This is a genomic window from Bacillus sp. FSL H7-0578, from assembly GCF_038630855.1.
GTDB lineage: Bacteria > Bacillota > Bacilli > Bacillales > Bacillaceae > Bacillus > Bacillus safensis.
This window is the reverse complement of the sequence record NZ_CP152045.1, coordinates 2,237,792-2,252,770: the sequence shown is the minus strand read 5'-3', so window position 1 is coordinate 2,252,770 and position 14,979 is coordinate 2,237,792. Positions and strand designations below refer to the sequence as shown.

General features: G+C 41.8%; 17 protein-coding genes. 12 read left to right on the top strand and 5 right to left on the bottom strand.

The window, feature by feature from the left end; translation table 11 throughout:
* The first annotated feature begins 97 nt into the window (after positions 1 to 97).
* From rpoD to MHB41_RS11550, 4 genes are all read left to right on the top strand, one after another.
* A complete protein-coding gene (gene rpoD, locus MHB41_RS11565; protein WP_008342392.1) occupies positions 98 to 1,219 on the top strand; it encodes an RNA polymerase sigma factor RpoD in 1,122 nt (373 codons plus the stop codon).
* A 301-nt stretch (positions 1,220 to 1,520) separates the two neighbouring features.
* On the top strand, positions 1,521 to 1,880 hold the full coding sequence (gene cccA / locus MHB41_RS11560) for a cytochrome c550 (RefSeq protein ID WP_034280134.1): 360 nt from the start codon (positions 1,521 to 1,523) through the stop codon (positions 1,878 to 1,880).
* Positions 1,881 to 2,000: 120 nt separating this feature from the next.
* The gene (locus MHB41_RS11555; protein WP_041118000.1) at positions 2,001 to 2,717 is read left to right on the top strand and encodes a tRNA (adenine(22)-N(1))-methyltransferase TrmK; all 717 of its coding nucleotides are present in this window, start codon (positions 2,001 to 2,003) and stop codon (positions 2,715 to 2,717) included.
* Positions 2,710 to 3,831, top strand: a complete 1,122-nt coding sequence (locus tag MHB41_RS11550) for a Nif3-like dinuclear metal center hexameric protein (RefSeq protein ID WP_041117999.1) — start codon at positions 2,710 to 2,712, stop codon at positions 3,829 to 3,831. The genes MHB41_RS11555 and MHB41_RS11550 overlap by 8 nt, the downstream gene beginning before the upstream one ends.
* Before the next feature lie 37 nt (positions 3,832 to 3,868).
* On the opposite strand, the gene MHB41_RS11545 is transcribed toward MHB41_RS11550, so the two are convergent.
* Both MHB41_RS11545 and vrrA read right to left on the bottom strand, forming a co-directional pair.
* Positions 3,869 to 4,813 (bottom strand): 4-hydroxy-3-methylbut-2-enyl diphosphate reductase, encoded by a 945-nt coding sequence (locus MHB41_RS11545; protein ID WP_034280141.1) that lies wholly within the window; start codon positions 4,811 to 4,813, stop codon positions 3,869 to 3,871.
* 157 nt (positions 4,814 to 4,970) lie between these two features.
* Positions 4,971 to 5,675 carry a VrrA/YqfQ family protein gene (gene vrrA / locus MHB41_RS11540; RefSeq protein ID WP_041117998.1) on the bottom strand — a complete coding sequence of 235 codons (705 nt, stop codon included), beginning with the start codon at positions 5,673 to 5,675 and terminating at the stop codon, positions 4,971 to 4,973.
* A gap of 155 nt (positions 5,676 to 5,830) precedes the next feature.
* On the opposite strand from vrrA, the gene MHB41_RS11535 reads away from it, so the two are divergent.
* Both MHB41_RS11535 and MHB41_RS11530 read left to right on the top strand, forming a co-directional pair.
* Positions 5,831 to 7,150 (top strand): DEAD/DEAH box helicase, encoded by a 1,320-nt coding sequence (locus MHB41_RS11535; RefSeq protein WP_034280145.1) that lies wholly within the window; start codon positions 5,831 to 5,833, stop codon positions 7,148 to 7,150.
* Between the two features lie 9 nt (positions 7,151 to 7,159).
* Positions 7,160 to 8,053: a deoxyribonuclease IV gene (locus MHB41_RS11530; protein WP_041117997.1), complete on the top strand. Its 894-nt coding sequence runs from the start codon at positions 7,160 to 7,162 to the stop codon at positions 8,051 to 8,053.
* Between the two features lie 47 nt (positions 8,054 to 8,100).
* Here MHB41_RS11530 and MHB41_RS11525 read toward each other — a convergent pair whose 3' ends face one another.
* Entirely contained in the window at positions 8,101 to 8,355 is a 255-nt protein-coding gene (locus MHB41_RS11525) for a DUF2624 domain-containing protein (RefSeq protein WP_024423008.1), read from the bottom strand.
* Between the two features lie 140 nt (positions 8,356 to 8,495).
* On the opposite strand from MHB41_RS11525, the gene MHB41_RS11520 reads away from it, so the two are divergent.
* The 5 genes from MHB41_RS11520 (at position 8,496) to MHB41_RS11500 (ending at position 12,592) form a co-directional block, all read left to right on the top strand.
* Positions 8,496 to 9,377, top strand: coding sequence for a YitT family protein (locus MHB41_RS11520; RefSeq protein WP_024427967.1), 882 nt, complete (start codon positions 8,496 to 8,498; stop codon positions 9,375 to 9,377).
* A 135-nt stretch (positions 9,378 to 9,512) separates the two neighbouring features.
* Positions 9,513 to 10,289 (top strand): metal ABC transporter ATP-binding protein, encoded by a 777-nt coding sequence (locus MHB41_RS11515; protein ID WP_024423006.1) that lies wholly within the window; start codon positions 9,513 to 9,515, stop codon positions 10,287 to 10,289.
* The gene (locus MHB41_RS11510) at positions 10,289 to 11,149 is read left to right on the top strand and encodes a metal ABC transporter permease (protein WP_034280150.1); all 861 of its coding nucleotides are present in this window, start codon (positions 10,289 to 10,291) and stop codon (positions 11,147 to 11,149) included. The genes MHB41_RS11515 and MHB41_RS11510 overlap by 1 nt, the downstream gene beginning before the upstream one ends.
* A complete protein-coding gene (locus MHB41_RS11505; protein WP_003217433.1) occupies positions 11,127 to 11,555 on the top strand; it encodes a Fur family transcriptional regulator in 429 nt (142 codons plus the stop codon). Before MHB41_RS11510 ends, MHB41_RS11505 begins: the two co-directional genes overlap by 23 nt.
* A gap of 119 nt (positions 11,556 to 11,674) precedes the next feature.
* Positions 11,675 to 12,592, top strand: coding sequence for an ROK family protein (locus MHB41_RS11500; protein ID WP_254001368.1), 918 nt, complete (start codon positions 11,675 to 11,677; stop codon positions 12,590 to 12,592).
* A 66-nt stretch (positions 12,593 to 12,658) separates the two neighbouring features.
* On the opposite strand, the gene MHB41_RS11495 is transcribed toward MHB41_RS11500, so the two are convergent.
* The gene (locus MHB41_RS11495) at positions 12,659 to 13,237 is read right to left on the bottom strand and encodes a nucleotidase (RefSeq protein WP_041117995.1); all 579 of its coding nucleotides are present in this window, start codon (positions 13,235 to 13,237) and stop codon (positions 12,659 to 12,661) included.
* 139 nt (positions 13,238 to 13,376) lie between these two features.
* Here MHB41_RS11495 and MHB41_RS11490 point away from each other — a divergent pair, with 139 nt between their 5' ends.
* Positions 13,377 to 13,739: a DUF308 domain-containing protein gene (locus MHB41_RS11490; RefSeq protein WP_024423002.1), complete on the top strand. Its 363-nt coding sequence runs from the start codon at positions 13,377 to 13,379 to the stop codon at positions 13,737 to 13,739.
* A gap of 43 nt (positions 13,740 to 13,782) precedes the next feature.
* Here the strand turns inward: MHB41_RS11490 and ispG are convergent, their stop codons facing one another.
* Positions 13,783 to 14,898 (bottom strand): flavodoxin-dependent (E)-4-hydroxy-3-methylbut-2-enyl-diphosphate synthase, encoded by a 1,116-nt coding sequence (gene ispG / locus MHB41_RS11485; protein WP_024423001.1) that lies wholly within the window; start codon positions 14,896 to 14,898, stop codon positions 13,783 to 13,785.
* Between the last annotated feature and the right edge of the window lie 81 nt (positions 14,899 to 14,979).

The window sequence follows — 14,979 nt, the reverse complement described above, 5'->3', positions numbered from 1 at the left end:
GCTTCGTCATCTGTTTGATAGAGAGAGAAAAGCAGGGCGGAAGTAAATCGCAAGTTACTTTAGAATTCGTTGCAAGCTTTGGAAGGAGGGATCCATAATGGCTGATAAACAAGCCCACGAAACCGAAACTGAATTAACCTTTGAACAGGTGAGAGATAAGCTCACTGAAACGGGTAAAAAACGGGGCGTTTTAACATACGAAGAAATTGCAGAGCGTATGTCTAGCTTTGAAATTGAATCAGACCAAATGGATGAATACTATGAATACTTAGGCGAACAGGGTGTAGAGCTCATTAGTGAAAACGAAGAGACAGAAGACCCAAATGTTCAGCAGCTGGCTAAAGCAGAAGAAGAATTTGACCTGAATGATTTAAGCGTACCACCAGGTGTCAAAATCAATGATCCTGTTCGTATGTACTTAAAAGAAATCGGACGCGTCAATTTGTTATCTGCTAAAGAAGAAATTACGTATGCTCAAAAGATCGAAGAGGGCGATGAGGAATCAAAAAGAAGATTAGCGGAAGCGAACCTTCGTCTCGTTGTCAGCATTGCGAAACGCTATGTCGGTCGTGGTATGCTGTTCCTTGACTTGATTCAAGAAGGAAACATGGGTCTGATGAAGGCGGTTGAGAAGTTTGATTACCGCAAAGGATATAAATTCTCAACATATGCGACTTGGTGGATTAGACAGGCGATCACACGTGCGATTGCCGATCAGGCGAGAACAATCCGGATTCCGGTTCATATGGTGGAAACGATTAATAAATTGATCCGTGTTCAAAGACAGCTTCTGCAAGACCTAGGCAGAGAACCAACGCCTGAGGAAATTGCTGAAGACATGGATTTAACTCCAGAAAAGGTAAGAGAGATTCTTAAAATTGCGCAAGAGCCTGTATCTTTAGAAACACCTATTGGTGAAGAAGATGACTCGCATCTTGGTGATTTTATCGAAGACCAAGAGGCGACATCTCCATCTGACCACGCTGCGTATGAACTCTTAAAAGAGCAGCTTGAAGATGTATTAGACACGCTGACGGACCGTGAAGAAAATGTGCTAAGACTACGTTTCGGACTAGACGACGGAAGAACTCGCACGTTAGAAGAGGTTGGAAAGGTGTTCGGCGTAACAAGAGAGCGTATCAGACAAATTGAAGCGAAAGCTCTTCGTAAATTAAGACACCCAAGCAGAAGTAAACGATTAAAAGACTTCTTAGAGTAGAAACCGGACGGATCTTGAAAGAGATCCGTTCTTTCTTATCAAAAATGAAAACGCTTTTTTCAATCTGATTATATTTTACTGAATAACAAATGAATTTGCAACGTTCTTAGAGAAAAGATGTATAAAAAATACATCTAAATGTGCTGAAGGCTTCATTTCTCATCTTGAATCATTTTTGTCTAATCTGTGAACTTGACCAAAGTTTTGTATCATAATTCGTTTACTTTTTGTAAAATTAAAGTAGAATTAGAATTGTTTGCATAGTCTCAAAGGGGTTTTCACAAAGGGGAGGATGAAAGAAATGAAACGGAATCCACTTATACCATTTTTATTGATTGCCATTTTAGGTATTGGACTCACTTTTTTCTTATCAATGAAGGGGCTGAAAGATGAAGAAAAAATTGCCTCTGGGGGCAAAGAGCAAAAGCAAGAAGAGACAGCAAATGCAACGCCGGAAGAATTGTATAAGCAGAACTGTCTAAGCTGTCACGGGGAAAACTATGAAGGCGGCGCAGGTCCTGCATTAAAAGGTGTTGGAGACAAGCTTGAAGTAGCTGACATCAAGAAGAAAATCCAAGAAGGCGGCAACGGGATGCCAGGCGGGCTGATTCCAAATGAAAAGCTCGATGAAATGGCGGAATGGGTGTCTAAAATTAAATAATCTTACACAAAAAGCTCTTTTTCAAAAGAAGAGCTTTTTTCATTTGAAAACGACTTTTAAAAAGTCCATAATTTATATAAGATAGACAAGTATGAACATTAAAGAAAAGTAGTGATACGTATGAATGAAATGAATTTATCGAAACGATTAAAAAAAGTCGCAGACTTTTTACCAGATGAGGCAGTCTTCGCTGATATCGGCTCAGATCATGCCTATTTGCCATGCTATGCGATCCTGCATCAAAAAGCAGTGAAAGCCATTGCTGGTGAAATTACCGATGGACCGCTTCAATCGGCGCAGCAGCAAGTACATAGACTTGAATTAGATGAAGAAATTTCGGTCAGAAAAGGAAATGGCCTTGAAGTCATTGAAAAAGGCGAAGTGAATGCAGTGACGATTGCAGGTATGGGCGGGGCACTCATCGCAAGCATTCTAAATGAAGGAAGGCATAAGCTCGCAGGCCATGAGAGGCTCATTCTTCAGCCGAATATCCATGCCCATCATATTCGTTTATGGCTTTATCAAGAGGGGTATGAATTGATAGATGAAGTCATTTTAGAAGAGGACGGCAAAATATACGAAATCATCATTGCAGAAAAAGGCGATAAAGATAAAGCCTATGAAGGAATGTCACTTGAAGCAGGCATGCTGGTTGGACCGTTTCTTGCGAAAGAGCAAAATGACGTCTTCCGGCGCAAGTGGATGCAAGAGCTTCAGCATATGGAGAAGATAGAAAGTCAAATTCAGCAGGCGGCGCGGACAGAAGAAAATAAAGAACGCCTTGAAGAGCTGAATGCGAAAATAAAGATGCTAAAGGAGGTTTTGACTGTTGGCTAAAACAGTAAACGGGCATGAAATCATCCAATTGTTTGAACAATTTTCACCAAAGGCATACGCCATGGAAGGGGATAAAATTGGTCTTCAGATTGGGACTTTAAATAAAAAAGTAACCAATGTGATGATTACCTTGGATGTATTAGAGAATGTAGTAGATGAGGCGATCGAGCGAAAAGTGGATCTTATTATTGCCCACCATCCGCCGATTTTCCGTCCATTAAAACATGTAGCGACGGATCAGCCGGCTGGACGTATCATTGAAAAATGCATCAAACATGATATTGCGGTATATGTGGCACATACGAATTTAGACGTAGCTGATGGCGGAGTCAATGACCTGCTTGCTGAGGCCTTAGAGCTTGAAGAAACAAGAGTGTTAGTGCCGACATACGAAGATCCAATCAAACAGCTTGCTCTGTATGTCCCAGTGGAATTTGAAGAGGCCATCCGGACAGCTTTAGGAAATGCGGGCGCCGGCCATATCGGCAACTACAGCCATTGTGCGTTTTCAAATGAAGGGACAGGCAGCTTTCTGCCATCAGAAGAAGCTGAGCCGTTTATTGGTGAGTCGGGTCAATTAGAATTTGTGAAAGAAGTGCGGATTGAAACCATTTTCCCAGCAAGTATAGAAAAACAAGTGATTCGCGAAATGATCAAAGCACATCCTTATGAAGAAGTCGCCTATAGTGTACACACGACAGACCTTCCTCCTATTCAAAAAGGTCTTGGCCGTATTGGAGAGCTAAATGAGCCAATGACACTGAGAGATTTCACACAATTTGTGAAAACGAAGCTGGATGTGAATGGTGCTCGTTTTGTAGGAGACCAAAACGCTGTTGTGAAAAAAGTGGCGGTGCTTGGCGGAGACGGAAATAAATACATCCATCAAGCGAAAAGAATGGGTGCAGATGTGTATGTGACAGGAGACCTTTATTTCCATGTTGCGCACGATGCCATGATGCTAGGGCTGAACGTTGTGGACCCGGGGCATTATGCTGAAAAAATTATGAAAGAGGGCGTAAAGGCGAAGCTTCAATCGCTGTGTGCGGATAAAAAATATAACGTACAGCTCTTTGTTTCTGAATCAAACACAAACCCATTTCAATTTATGTAAACAAAAAACGTCAGAGCGGATATGCTCTGACGTTTTCTTATTTCTTTGTTTTGACGCGAGGTAAAATTTTAGAAAGGGGAACAGTCCGTTCAATCTTCCAGGTCGTTTCATCATCTGGTTCATAGTTTTCTAAGAAACGAATGACTTCCTTTGTAATAGGTGTTGGTGTTGAAGCACCAGCAGTAACGGCAACGGTTTTGACGCCCTGCAGCCACTCCAGCTTGAGTTCACTTAAGTCGCCAATACGGTAAGCCTGCGTTCCGGCAATCTCCATTGACACTTGTGCGAGACGGTTAGAGTTATTACTTTTTGGATCGCCGACAACAATGGTTAAATCGGCTTGGCCAGCTTGCTGCGATACTGCTTCCTGACGCACCTGTGTCGCAAGACAAATTTCTTGATGATACTCGACGTGAGGGTATTTCTCTTTAATCAGCTCCATCAGGTCGTGGACATCCCATTGAGACATCGTCGTTTGGTTCGTGATAAGCAGTTTTTCTGATGTTAAATCGAGTGCCTCAATGTCAGCTTCTGTTTCGACAAGGTGTACCTTGTCAGGGGCTACTCCGACAGCTCCTTCTGGCTCAGGATGACCCTTTTTCCCAATATAAATAATGTCATAGCCATCGGCTGTTTTCTCTGAAATGAGTTCGTGAGTTTTCGTTACATCTGGACAGGTCGCATCAATGGTGACAAGGCCTTTTTCTTCTGCGATTTGACGAACCTCAGGAGAAACGCCGTGAGCCGTGAAAATGACTGTTCCGCTTTCAACCTGCTTTAAAATGTCTAAGCGGTTTGGTCCGTCCAGTGTGTAAATACCATCTTCCTCGAAGGCATCAGTGACATGTTTGTTGTGCACAATCATACCTAATATATAAATTGGGCGTGGCAAGTTCTTATCAAGTGCGGCATTTTTAGCAATGACCATTGCATCCACAACGCCATAGCAATAGCCACGCGGCGATATTTTAATTACATTCATTTATTCGTCCTCCTGTAGGGAAGTGCTGCTAGAGAAGAACAATATAAAAAGCCGTAAAAAACGGCTTTTTATCATTCTCTTGCTTCCATTATAGCCAAAGTAAGCGTATATATCAAAGATTGTTATACGCAGTGAACACTTCGCCGTTAAAAGATCACTAGACATATAGTTTTGGAACAGAGCTGCCAGATCTTTTTTTCGGTTTTGCTTGAGGAGCAGGTGATGTGTGAGGTGCTGTTTTTTTGACGAGGATGTCTTCTGGTTCTTTATTTTTTTCTATTTCGTCAGTTTGTGCTTCTTCCTCGGGCACTTCTGTTTCTGCGCTGGTCTCCGCTGATTCTGCATCAGCATCATTTGCACTTTCTTCATCATCATCCGCACTGCCAAGCTGGCTGTACAGTTTAATCATCGCCGGCAAATTTCTCACTAAAGGACCGTATTGCTGAATCATTGGCGTAAATTGCTGCGCCATCCCGAGCACTTTTTGAACATTTCCTAACATGCTTGAGAGGGTTGCAGGATTTGTGAAGCTCTGGATTCCTTGTAATCCCGCACCACCTCCAGAGACTCCAGCTCCTCCTGCGCCAGGAAGAAATTTAGAGAGCATGCCTTTAATTCCTGCTCCGCCGCCTAGTGCACGGCTCTCACCTCCTGGAATACCGCCCATCCCGGGTAAACCGCCTCCCTGTACAGACGGGGAGCGAGGCATCATTTGCTGAAATGGATTGCCCTGCCCTTGAAAAGGCTGCTGGATAGGAGGCTGCTGCCCTCTTTGAAACATTCCGGGCTGTCCGCCATTTCCAAGGTGCCGGCGTGAGGGACGGCGCGGCTGAAAATCGCCCATAGGCCTTTGCCCTAACATACTTGTACCTCCCTTACTGCATTCTCTTTCTCTTCATAGGTTATGCAAGGAAGCACTAATTGGTTTCCTGTAGGAAAAGCGGACATGGTTTTTTTACTGAAAATCAGCTATAATGAGGAGATGAGCAAAAAGGCATTGCCTTAAGGAGTGAAAACATGAAAGAAACGAAATTTACGACATATGAATTAAAGCCTTTTATTATAGATGCTATTCATGAACTAGGCTTTTATGAGCCGACTGATATTCAAAAAAGAATCATCCCTGCTGTTTTAAAAGGAGAAAGCGTGATTGGCCAGTCACAAACCGGAACAGGAAAAACTCATGCCTACTTACTGCCGCTGATTCATTCAATTGATCCAAGCAAAGAACAGGTACAAGTAGTGATTACTGCACCTACAAGAGAATTAGCCAATCAAATTTTCAAAGAAGCTCAAACGATTTTAAAGAATGCTTCTCCAGAAGAAGAGATCAAAGCAAAGCTTTACATTGGCGGAACGGACAAGCAGAAATCAATTCAAAAGCTAAAAAACCAGCCGCATTTGGTTGTCGGTACACCTGGACGTATTGCTGACCTCATTCATGAGCAGGCGCTGAATGTTTATAAAGCGACCTCTCTTGTTATTGATGAAGCTGATTTAATGCTGGATATGGGATTTTTAGAAGATGTGGACCGTATTGGTGCACAAATGCCAGAACAGCTGCAAATGCTTGTGTTCTCTGCAACCATTCCAGAAAAACTAAAGCCTTTCCTGAAAAAATATATGGACAATCCAAAGTATGCGCATGTTGAGCCAAAACGGATTACAGCAGAAAACATTCAGCATATTTTAGTTCCGTCTAAACAGCGTGATAAATTAAAATTGCTCCATGAAATGGTGACGAATGTACAGCCTTATTTAGGAATCATTTTTGCCAATACAAAAACAACTGTTGATGAAATCGCAGCATTCCTACAAGAAAAAGGAATGAAAATCGGTGTGCTTCATGGCGGATTAACGCCGCGCGAACGTAAAAAAGTCATGAAACAAATTGAAGATTTGGAGTTCACTTATATTGTGGCATCTGATCTTGCAGCACGCGGGATTGACATCAAAGGCGTCAGCCACGTGATTAACTATGAACTTCCATCTGATCTTGATTTTTATGTGCACCGCGTTGGAAGAACAGCTCGTGCGGGTTCTTCTGGAATTGCCATGACCATTTATGAGCTGGCTGATGAGGATGCACTCATTCAAATTGAGAAAATGGGCGTTGTGTTTGAAAACAAAACCATTGTTCATGGCGAATGGCGAGATGCAGATGACCGTCTGAAGCGTCAAAGACGTAAAAAAGCCCCGAATGAAATTGAAGAAAAAGCAAAACGTCTTGTGAGAAAACCGAAAGCCGTCAAACCTGGATACAAAAAGAAAATGACACGTGAGATGGATAAAATCAAAAGACAGGAACGTAGAAAGTCAAAGCGTAATGGAAAGTAGGGGGAAACATTGTTAAAGATTGGTTCACATGTATCCATGAGCGGAAAACATATGCTTCTTGCAGCGAGTGAGGAAGCTGCCTCTTATGGTTCGAATACGTTTATGATTTATACAGGTGCACCGCAAAATACGCGCCGCAAAAAAATTGAAGACCTGAATATTGAAGCTGGACAAGCGCATATGAAAGAGCATGGCATGACGGATATCGTCGTGCATGCTCCGTATATTATCAATATTGGAAATACAGTGAATCCAGCGACATTTGAGCTTGGTGTAGACTTTCTTCGATCTGAGATTGAGCGTACAAAAGCGCTGGGAGCAAGACAAATTGTTCTCCACCCGGGTGCGCATGTCGGAGCAGGGGCAGAAGCAGGGATTCAAAAAATCATTGAAGGTTTAAACGAAGTCATTGTAAAAGGTCAAGAGGTTCAAATTGCACTTGAAACAATGGCAGGAAAAGGATCAGAGTGCGGAAGAAGCTTTGAAGAGCTTGCCCAAATTATCGACGGAGTGACACATAACGAAGCTCTTTCTGTCTGCTTTGATACGTGTCACACGCATGATGCTGGTTACCCGATTGTGAGTGACTTTGATGGTGTATTAGAAGAATTTGACCGAATCGTCGGTATTGACCGAATCAAAGTTCTTCATATTAATGACAGTAAAAACGTACAAGGCGCAAGAAAAGACCGACATGAAAATATCGGTTTTGGTGAAATTGGTTTCGATGCACTGAGCTATATTGTGCATCATCCGCAGCTTCAAGATGTGCCGAAAATTCTAGAAACGCCTTATGTAGGTGAAGATAAAAAGAACAAAAAACCACCTTACAAATTCGAAATTGCGATGCTGAAAGAAAAGCAATTTGATGAAGGCTTACTAGATAAAATTACGGGTCAGTAAAAAGGATGCAACATGTTGAGGTGCCGCTAAATGCGGCCCTTTTTTGCTTAACTTGTAAACTGGTTAAACAAATCATTCACAGTCTGTGCTGTCTGTTTAGAAGTAATCGCTTCCACTTGCTTAAGAAGCCGGTTACGCTCTGAGTCATTAAAAATATTGATGTTTTTCCCGTTCATGAGTTTGGCAACCTCAGCAGCTTGATGAGACGTTAAACTGACGCCGTACTGTTTCGCATACCTTAACAGATCGTTTGCTGTGATCTGATTGAGCCGCTGCAGGACAATTTTTTGAATTAAAATCAATTCCATTCCTCCCCTCTGTAACAATGTATGGGCGAAAACGGAAAATGTGCAAAAAATTTTATTTTATTCTGTGAAATGATAAAATAGTAAAGTGAATAAAATGTTCATTGAAAATTTAACATGTGTAGAAGGGAGAACGTATGGCAAATAGTAAACAGCATAGAAAGGAATCAGTGCCTCATTTTATTTTGAGAATTTTTCTGATTCTAGTAGGAGCTGCATGTGCAGCAGTCAGCATTGAATTATTTTTAGTGCCAAACAATATTATTGATGGAGGCATCATCGGCATTTCGCTAATTTTGGATTATCTCTTTACAGATAACCCGTTTATAAATTTTGCGACGATTGTTGTCATTTTAAATATTCCATTTATGATATCAGGATACAAGCATATTGGGAAAACCTTTCTGATTTCCACTGTGATTGGGATTGTCAGCTTAGCCGTGATTGAATCTTCACTTCATCATGTGGAGGCATTTACAACACAGCCGATCTTAGCCACTGTATTTGGAGGGCTATTACTTGGATTTGGTGTTGGACTTGTCATCCGTAATGGAGGTTCAATGGATGGAACAGAGATCTTGGGAATTCTTCTGACGAAAAAAATTCCTTTCTCCGTCGGTGAGTTTGTCATGATCGTCAATGTGTTCATTTTTATTTGGGCAGGCTTTGTTTTCGGACCAGAGCAGGCTATGTATTCTGTCATGACATATTATTTGGCAATGAAAACAATTGATGCTGTTATTCAAGGGCTTGATGAAACAAAAGCTGTGATTATCGTATCAGACTATTATGATGAAATTTCAGATGCGATTCTGCATCGACTCGGCAGGGGAACGACAAAGCTGAGAGGAAAAGGCGGCTATACAGATGAAGAAAAAGATGTCATCTACGCCGTTGTCACAAGGCTTGAAATTACAAAGCTGAAATCCATTGTATTTGAAATTGATGACCAAGCATTTATCACGATTATGGATACGCATGAAACAAAAGGCGGTAAGTTCAAAACAGCCATTCATTAGCTTTTATTTTACTTTTTTATCTTTCTTTTATATAATGAAATGTATGTATGGACAGAGAAAATGGCAAAAGCCATTTTCTTTTTGTTGTATAAATCGTAATCATTCTTTTTATATTGATTAAAGGTGGAAAGATTCATGGCAAAGCCAATTATTGAAATGAAGGACATTTCGTACTCGTATGGACAGCGAAATGTCATTGATCACATTCATTTAACAGTAGAGGAAGGAAACTTTCTAGCACTTGTTGGACCGAATGGTTCTGGTAAAACAACCTTATTAAAATGCCTGCTTGGGCTCATTAAACCGCAGCAAGGTGAATTAAAGCTATTTGGCACGCCTGTTTCAAAATTTAGAGACTGGGATCAAATTGGATTTGTTTCTCAAAAGGCGAATAGCTTTAATACGGGTTTCCCTGCTTCTGTATATGAGGTCGTCGCAAGCGGACTGACCGCGAAAATTGGTTTGTTTAAACGAATGAGCAAGCAGGATAAATGGCAAGTAGAAGATGCCATTCGCTCAGTTGGCATACAAGATTTAAAGCATCAAAACATCGGTGAGCTTTCTGGCGGTCAGCAGCAGCGTGCATTTATTGCCCGTGCGCTTGTCAGCCAGCCAAAGCTGCTCATTTTGGATGAGCCCACGGTTGGAGTAGACCAGCGGACAGTAGAAGGCTTTTATCAGCTGCTCGAAACATTAAACAAAGAAAAAGGAATGTCTTTAATTCTCGTCACACACGACGTTGGCACCGTTTCTGATAAAGTCACCCATGTGGCTTGTTTAAATCAGACACTGCATTTCCACGGGGATGCAGAAGCGTTTGATTCAATGGATGATCAGGCGCTATCCCAATTTTACGGGCATGACATTCAAGTGATTCATCACGACCATCACCATCATGGGGGACATGAATAATGCTATTTCCATTTTTTCATTATGAATTTTTACAAAATGCGTTTATCGCAGGTATACTGATTGGTTTTATTGCGCCCTTACTTGGTGTATTTATTGTCGTAAGAAGGCTCTCGCTTATTGCAGATGCCCTCAGTCACGTATCACTTGCCGGTATTGCCGCAAGTCTATTTCTTGATAAAAAGTTTGGCCTTTTGACAGGGGTAAGCCCGCTCTACTTAGGGATGGCTTTTTCTGTTGCGGGTTCATTGTTTATTGAACGCCTGCGCTCAGTGTATAAGCATTATCAGGAGCTTGCCATTCCTATTATTTTATCAGGGGGTATTGGGATCTCCGTCATCTTCATTTCACTAGCGAATGGCTTTAATACAGATTTGTTTAGTTATTTATTCGGAAGTGTCAGTGCGGTTTCAAGACTTGATCTTTGGATTATTGTAGGGATCTCACTCGTTGTTGTGTTAGTTGTTGTGCTTTTATATAAAGAATTGTTTCTGCTTTCTTTTGATGAAGAGCATGCAAAGGCTTCTGGTATTTCAGCAAAATGGATTCATTTTATTTTTATCTTAGTCGTTGCACTTGTCATTGCAGCATCGATGCGTATCGTCGGAACACTGCTTGTGTCGGCGCTCATGACGCTTCCTGTTGCGGCAAGTATCCGCATTGCCAAAGGATTCAAACAGGCGATTTTCCTTTCGATCTTATTTGGTGAATTGTCTGTATTGGCCGGATTGATTTTAAGCTATTATCTTGATTTAGCGCCAGGCGGAACCATTGTGATGCTGTCTATCTTGATTTTAATCGGGTGTATTAGTATTGGGAAATTCAGAAGGGGGAATCAACATGAACGTACAAGAAGCGCTTGATTTATTAAAGGAAAAAGGCTACAAATATACAAGCAAACGTGAAGACATGCTTCAATTGTTTTCTGATTCTGATAAATACTTGACGGCTAAAAATGTGTTGACGGCACTAAGTGAAGACTACCCTGGTCTCAGCTTTGATACGATTTATCGAAACTTGTCACTATATGAAGACCTTGGAATATTAGAAACAACAGAATTGTCAGGGGAGAAACTATTCCGTTTTAAATGTTCATTTTCCCATCATCACCATCACTTTATTTGTCTTACATGCGGGAAAACAAAAGAGATCGATGCCTGCCCTATGGACAAGCTCGACGCCGATTTAGAGGATTATCATATTAGTGGACATAAGTTTGAAATATATGGAACGTGTCCTTCCTGCGAACCGAAGGAAGTTCACTCATGAGAAAGCCAGCCGTGGAGCTGGCTTTTTTGTTTTCTCTTTTGAAAACGTTTTACAAAGGGAGGCTGTTTCATTAAAATGAGATCAAGGTACTACATTTTGAAGTAAAGGGAGGGGTAAAAGTGGCCTATTATGTCGTGTTTGATGTAGGCGGGACGAGAACGAAACATGGATTAATGGATCAGGAGGGAAAGCTGGTCTCTAGCGGTGACTATCAGACGAACTGCCGGCAGCTTGAACCGTTTTTAGAAGCTATGGCAGATGTGGTCAAGGAATATCAAAGGATGACGAATGTCAGCGGTATCGCCATCAGTCTACCAGGCTTTGTGGACAGTGAATCAGGTTATACAGAATTTGCAGGCGCCATCATCGCCTTAAATGGTCAAAATGTAAAAGCACTTTTAGAAGAGAAAACGTCTCTTCGTGTAGAAGTGGAAAATGATGCGAACTGTGCAGCTCTCGCAGAAAAATACAGCGGTCATGCGAAAGATTGTGACAGCTTTATTTGTATGACAATTGGCACGGGTGTCGGCGGGGGTATTTTTGCTAATGGTCAGCTTGTCCGCGGTGCATCCTTCCGCGGTGGTGAATTTGGCATGATGCTGACAGAGACGGAAAATGGCCAGTTTACAACTCTTAACAGCAGCGCTTCAACGGCTGGATTAATTCGGAGCTATAAAGAAAAGCAAGGAATACCGCAAAGTACTCAAATAGACGGTCAAGAAATTTTTGAAAAGGCGAAGCATGATCCGGCCATTGAGAAGCTGTTGGATCAATGGTACAAGCGAATAGCCATTGGCGTTTACAATGTAGCGACTGTTCTTAACCCGGAGAAAATTCTCATTGGAGGAGGCGTAAGTGCGAGACCAGATTTATTACAAAACATTGAAAAACACTTACATACACTGCATGCGTGGAAGAACATTCAGGTGAAGCTGGAAACTTGCTGCTACTTAAATCAGGCAGGCATGAAGGGGGCACTTTACCATTTCCTCATGAAAGAAGGGCAGCTTGCTCCATTAAAAAAGCCGATACATTAAATGTATCGGCTTCGGCGTGTAGACAAATCCTCGAGTTTGATCCGCTTCGGTGCTCGCTCAGTTACATTAATAAGCAGTTTGCAGACGCTGCTCGTATTGTTTGATCCACTTAGATGCTTCCTGCCAGTTGTTTACGCGTATAATTCTGTCGTCGATCGGCATCTGGTTATAAGGGGAGTTAAAAAGGATAACCGGGATGTCAGCCTCTTTTGCAATCATTGTGGCATTGCCATGATGGTCTTCAAAAAATACATCAATTTTGTGCTTTTGAACGGCTTCCAGCTTATGATGACCGCCAACCAGCTCAATAGCATCATAGTGTACGTCATGTTCTTGAAACCACTTGTAGGTGATATCCGAATGCTGCTGCCTTCTTGCGGTAATATAAATCAATCTGTGCTGCTGCTTCATTTGTTCGAGGATCTCTTTTGCACCCTCAGCAGGCTCTGCCTGTTTATAAATAAGAGGCTCGTGCTGATCCATCCAGCCCCAAAATTCTTCTTGAGAAATCTTTAAAAGCTTCGTCAAATCATACTCTGTCATATCTTCTAGTGTCATGGCACATTGGAACGACTCATTTAAGTAGGGGACAAAGGTGTCCTGTGCCGTCACTGTACCATCAATATCAATTCCTAAACGTAACATGCCCACACTCCTCATTTTTATACTCTTAAAGTGTAACATAATCAATTCACAATTCCAGCAAGTTTTAGCAATCATGAAACAGACATATTTGCTCATACTAAAAAAGCTCCTTTCTATTAACCAAAAGGGGGAATTGATCATGGAAAGAGACGAGGATTTCAGAAGAAATGATCGTGAAATCGATACACATTTTAGTAATGATGATGGCTATTTAGAGGAAACAGCTGCTGAAATTGCAGAGCCATATCAAGCTTCAAGAGATCGAGAAGATAGACGAGGACGTGACCAAGCAGGTGACGATTCAGGCAGTAAAGGGATAGGCTATACAGCACTCGCGATTGCGATTATCTCATTATTTGTCTTGCCGGTGCTATTAGGGGTAGCGGCAATCGTCGTTGGTTATATTGCAAGAAGAAAAGGAGCACATGCGCTTGGCGCGTGGTCAATTGGGATCGGAATTGTTTCCGTCATCCTAGGCATATTTATCACCCCGTTCTTTTAATAAGAACAGAAAAACGCCTGACTATGACGTCAGGCGTTTTTTGTTAGGCATTCGCTTGTTTTTCTTTTTCAGCTTCCATTTTCGCATAATGTTCTTCAGCGATTTTATCGATTTCTTTTTTCAGTTCTTCGACCATTGTTTCTTCCGGTACCTTACGAACAATTTCACCTTTACGGAACAATAAGCCTTCGCCTCTTGCGCCTGCGATACCGATATCCGCTTCACGTGCTTCACCTGGACCGTTAACAGCACAGCCGAGAACAGCTACTTTAATCGGTGCTTTGATTTTAGAAATATATTCTTCGACTTCATTTGCAATGCTGATGAGGTCAATTTCAATTCGTCCACAAGTTGGGCAGGAGATCAGTGTTGCTGCATTTGATGCAAGACCAAATGATTTCAACAATTCACGTGCTACTTTTACTTCCTCAACTGGGTCAGCGCTTAATGAGATACGGAGTGTGTTCCCAATTCCCATATTCAAAATAGCGCCAAGTCCAGCTGCACTTTTGACTGTACCTGCAAATAACGTACCTGATTCTGTAATCCCAAGGTGAAGAGGATAATCAAAGGCTTTAGCCGCTTTTTCGTATGCTTCAATTGCAAGGTTTACATCAGATGCTTTCATACTGACGATGATGTCATGAAAGTCTAGGTCTTCTAAAATTTTAATGTGATGCAGTGCACTTTCGACCATACCATCTGCTGTTGGGTAGCCGTATTTATCAAGAATTTTTTTCTCTAATGAACCAGCGTTTACGCCAATACGGATTGGAATGCCTTTTTCTTTTGCTGCTTTGACAACCGCTTCGACTTTTTCTCTTCTTCCGATGTTTCCTGGATTGATTCGGATTTTGTCTGCGCCTGCTTCAATCGCTTTCAGGGCAAGCTTATAGTCAAAATGAATATCCACAACAAGCGGGATGTTAATTTGCTTTTTAATGTCCGCAATTGCATTTGCTGCACGCTCATCTGGACATGCGACACGCACGATTTGACAGCCTGCCTCTTCTAAACGTTTAATTTCAGCGACTGTCGCTTCGACATCATGTGTTTTGGTTGTTGCCATACTTTGAATGACAACCTCATTATTTCCACCTATAGTTAAAGGTCCCACTTTGACGGGACGCGTTTTAGTACGATGTGTGACTTCACTCACTTGTCAATCGCTCCTTAGTGTACAAGCAATCCTTTGCCGTGTACGTCGTGTTTTACAGTTCATATTGTAACAGTCTCTTTG

Excerpts from the sequence above, each read along its gene's own strand:
- rpoD (WP_008342392.1), top strand. The coding sequence starts at position 98 with ATGGCTGATAAACAAGCCCACGAAACCGAAACTGAATTAACCTTTGAA.
- MHB41_RS11545 (WP_034280141.1), bottom strand. The coding sequence starts at position 4,813 with ATGAATGTAATTAAAATATCGCCGCGTGGCTATTGCTATGGCGTTGTG.
- MHB41_RS11535 (WP_034280145.1), top strand. The coding sequence starts at position 5,831 with ATGAAAGAAACGAAATTTACGACATATGAATTAAAGCCTTTTATTATA.
- MHB41_RS11520 (WP_024427967.1), top strand. The coding sequence starts at position 8,496 with ATGGCAAATAGTAAACAGCATAGAAAGGAATCAGTGCCTCATTTTATT.
- MHB41_RS11495 (WP_041117995.1), bottom strand. The coding sequence starts at position 13,237 with ATGTTACGTTTAGGAATTGATATTGATGGTACAGTGACGGCACAGGAC.
- vrrA (WP_041117998.1), bottom strand. The coding sequence starts at position 5,675 with ATGTTAGGGCAAAGGCCTATGGGCGATTTTCAGCCGCGCCGTCCCTCA.
- MHB41_RS11505 (WP_003217433.1), top strand. The coding sequence starts at position 11,127 with ATGAACGTACAAGAAGCGCTTGATTTATTAAAGGAAAAAGGCTACAAA.
- MHB41_RS11490 (WP_024423002.1), top strand. The coding sequence starts at position 13,377 with ATGGAAAGAGACGAGGATTTCAGAAGAAATGATCGTGAAATCGATACA.
- MHB41_RS11515 (WP_024423006.1), top strand. The coding sequence starts at position 9,513 with ATGGCAAAGCCAATTATTGAAATGAAGGACATTTCGTACTCGTATGGA.
- MHB41_RS11510 (WP_034280150.1), top strand. The coding sequence starts at position 10,289 with ATGCTATTTCCATTTTTTCATTATGAATTTTTACAAAATGCGTTTATC.
- MHB41_RS11555 (WP_041118000.1), top strand. The coding sequence starts at position 2,001 with ATGAATGAAATGAATTTATCGAAACGATTAAAAAAAGTCGCAGACTTT.
- cccA (WP_034280134.1), top strand. The coding sequence starts at position 1,521 with ATGAAACGGAATCCACTTATACCATTTTTATTGATTGCCATTTTAGGT.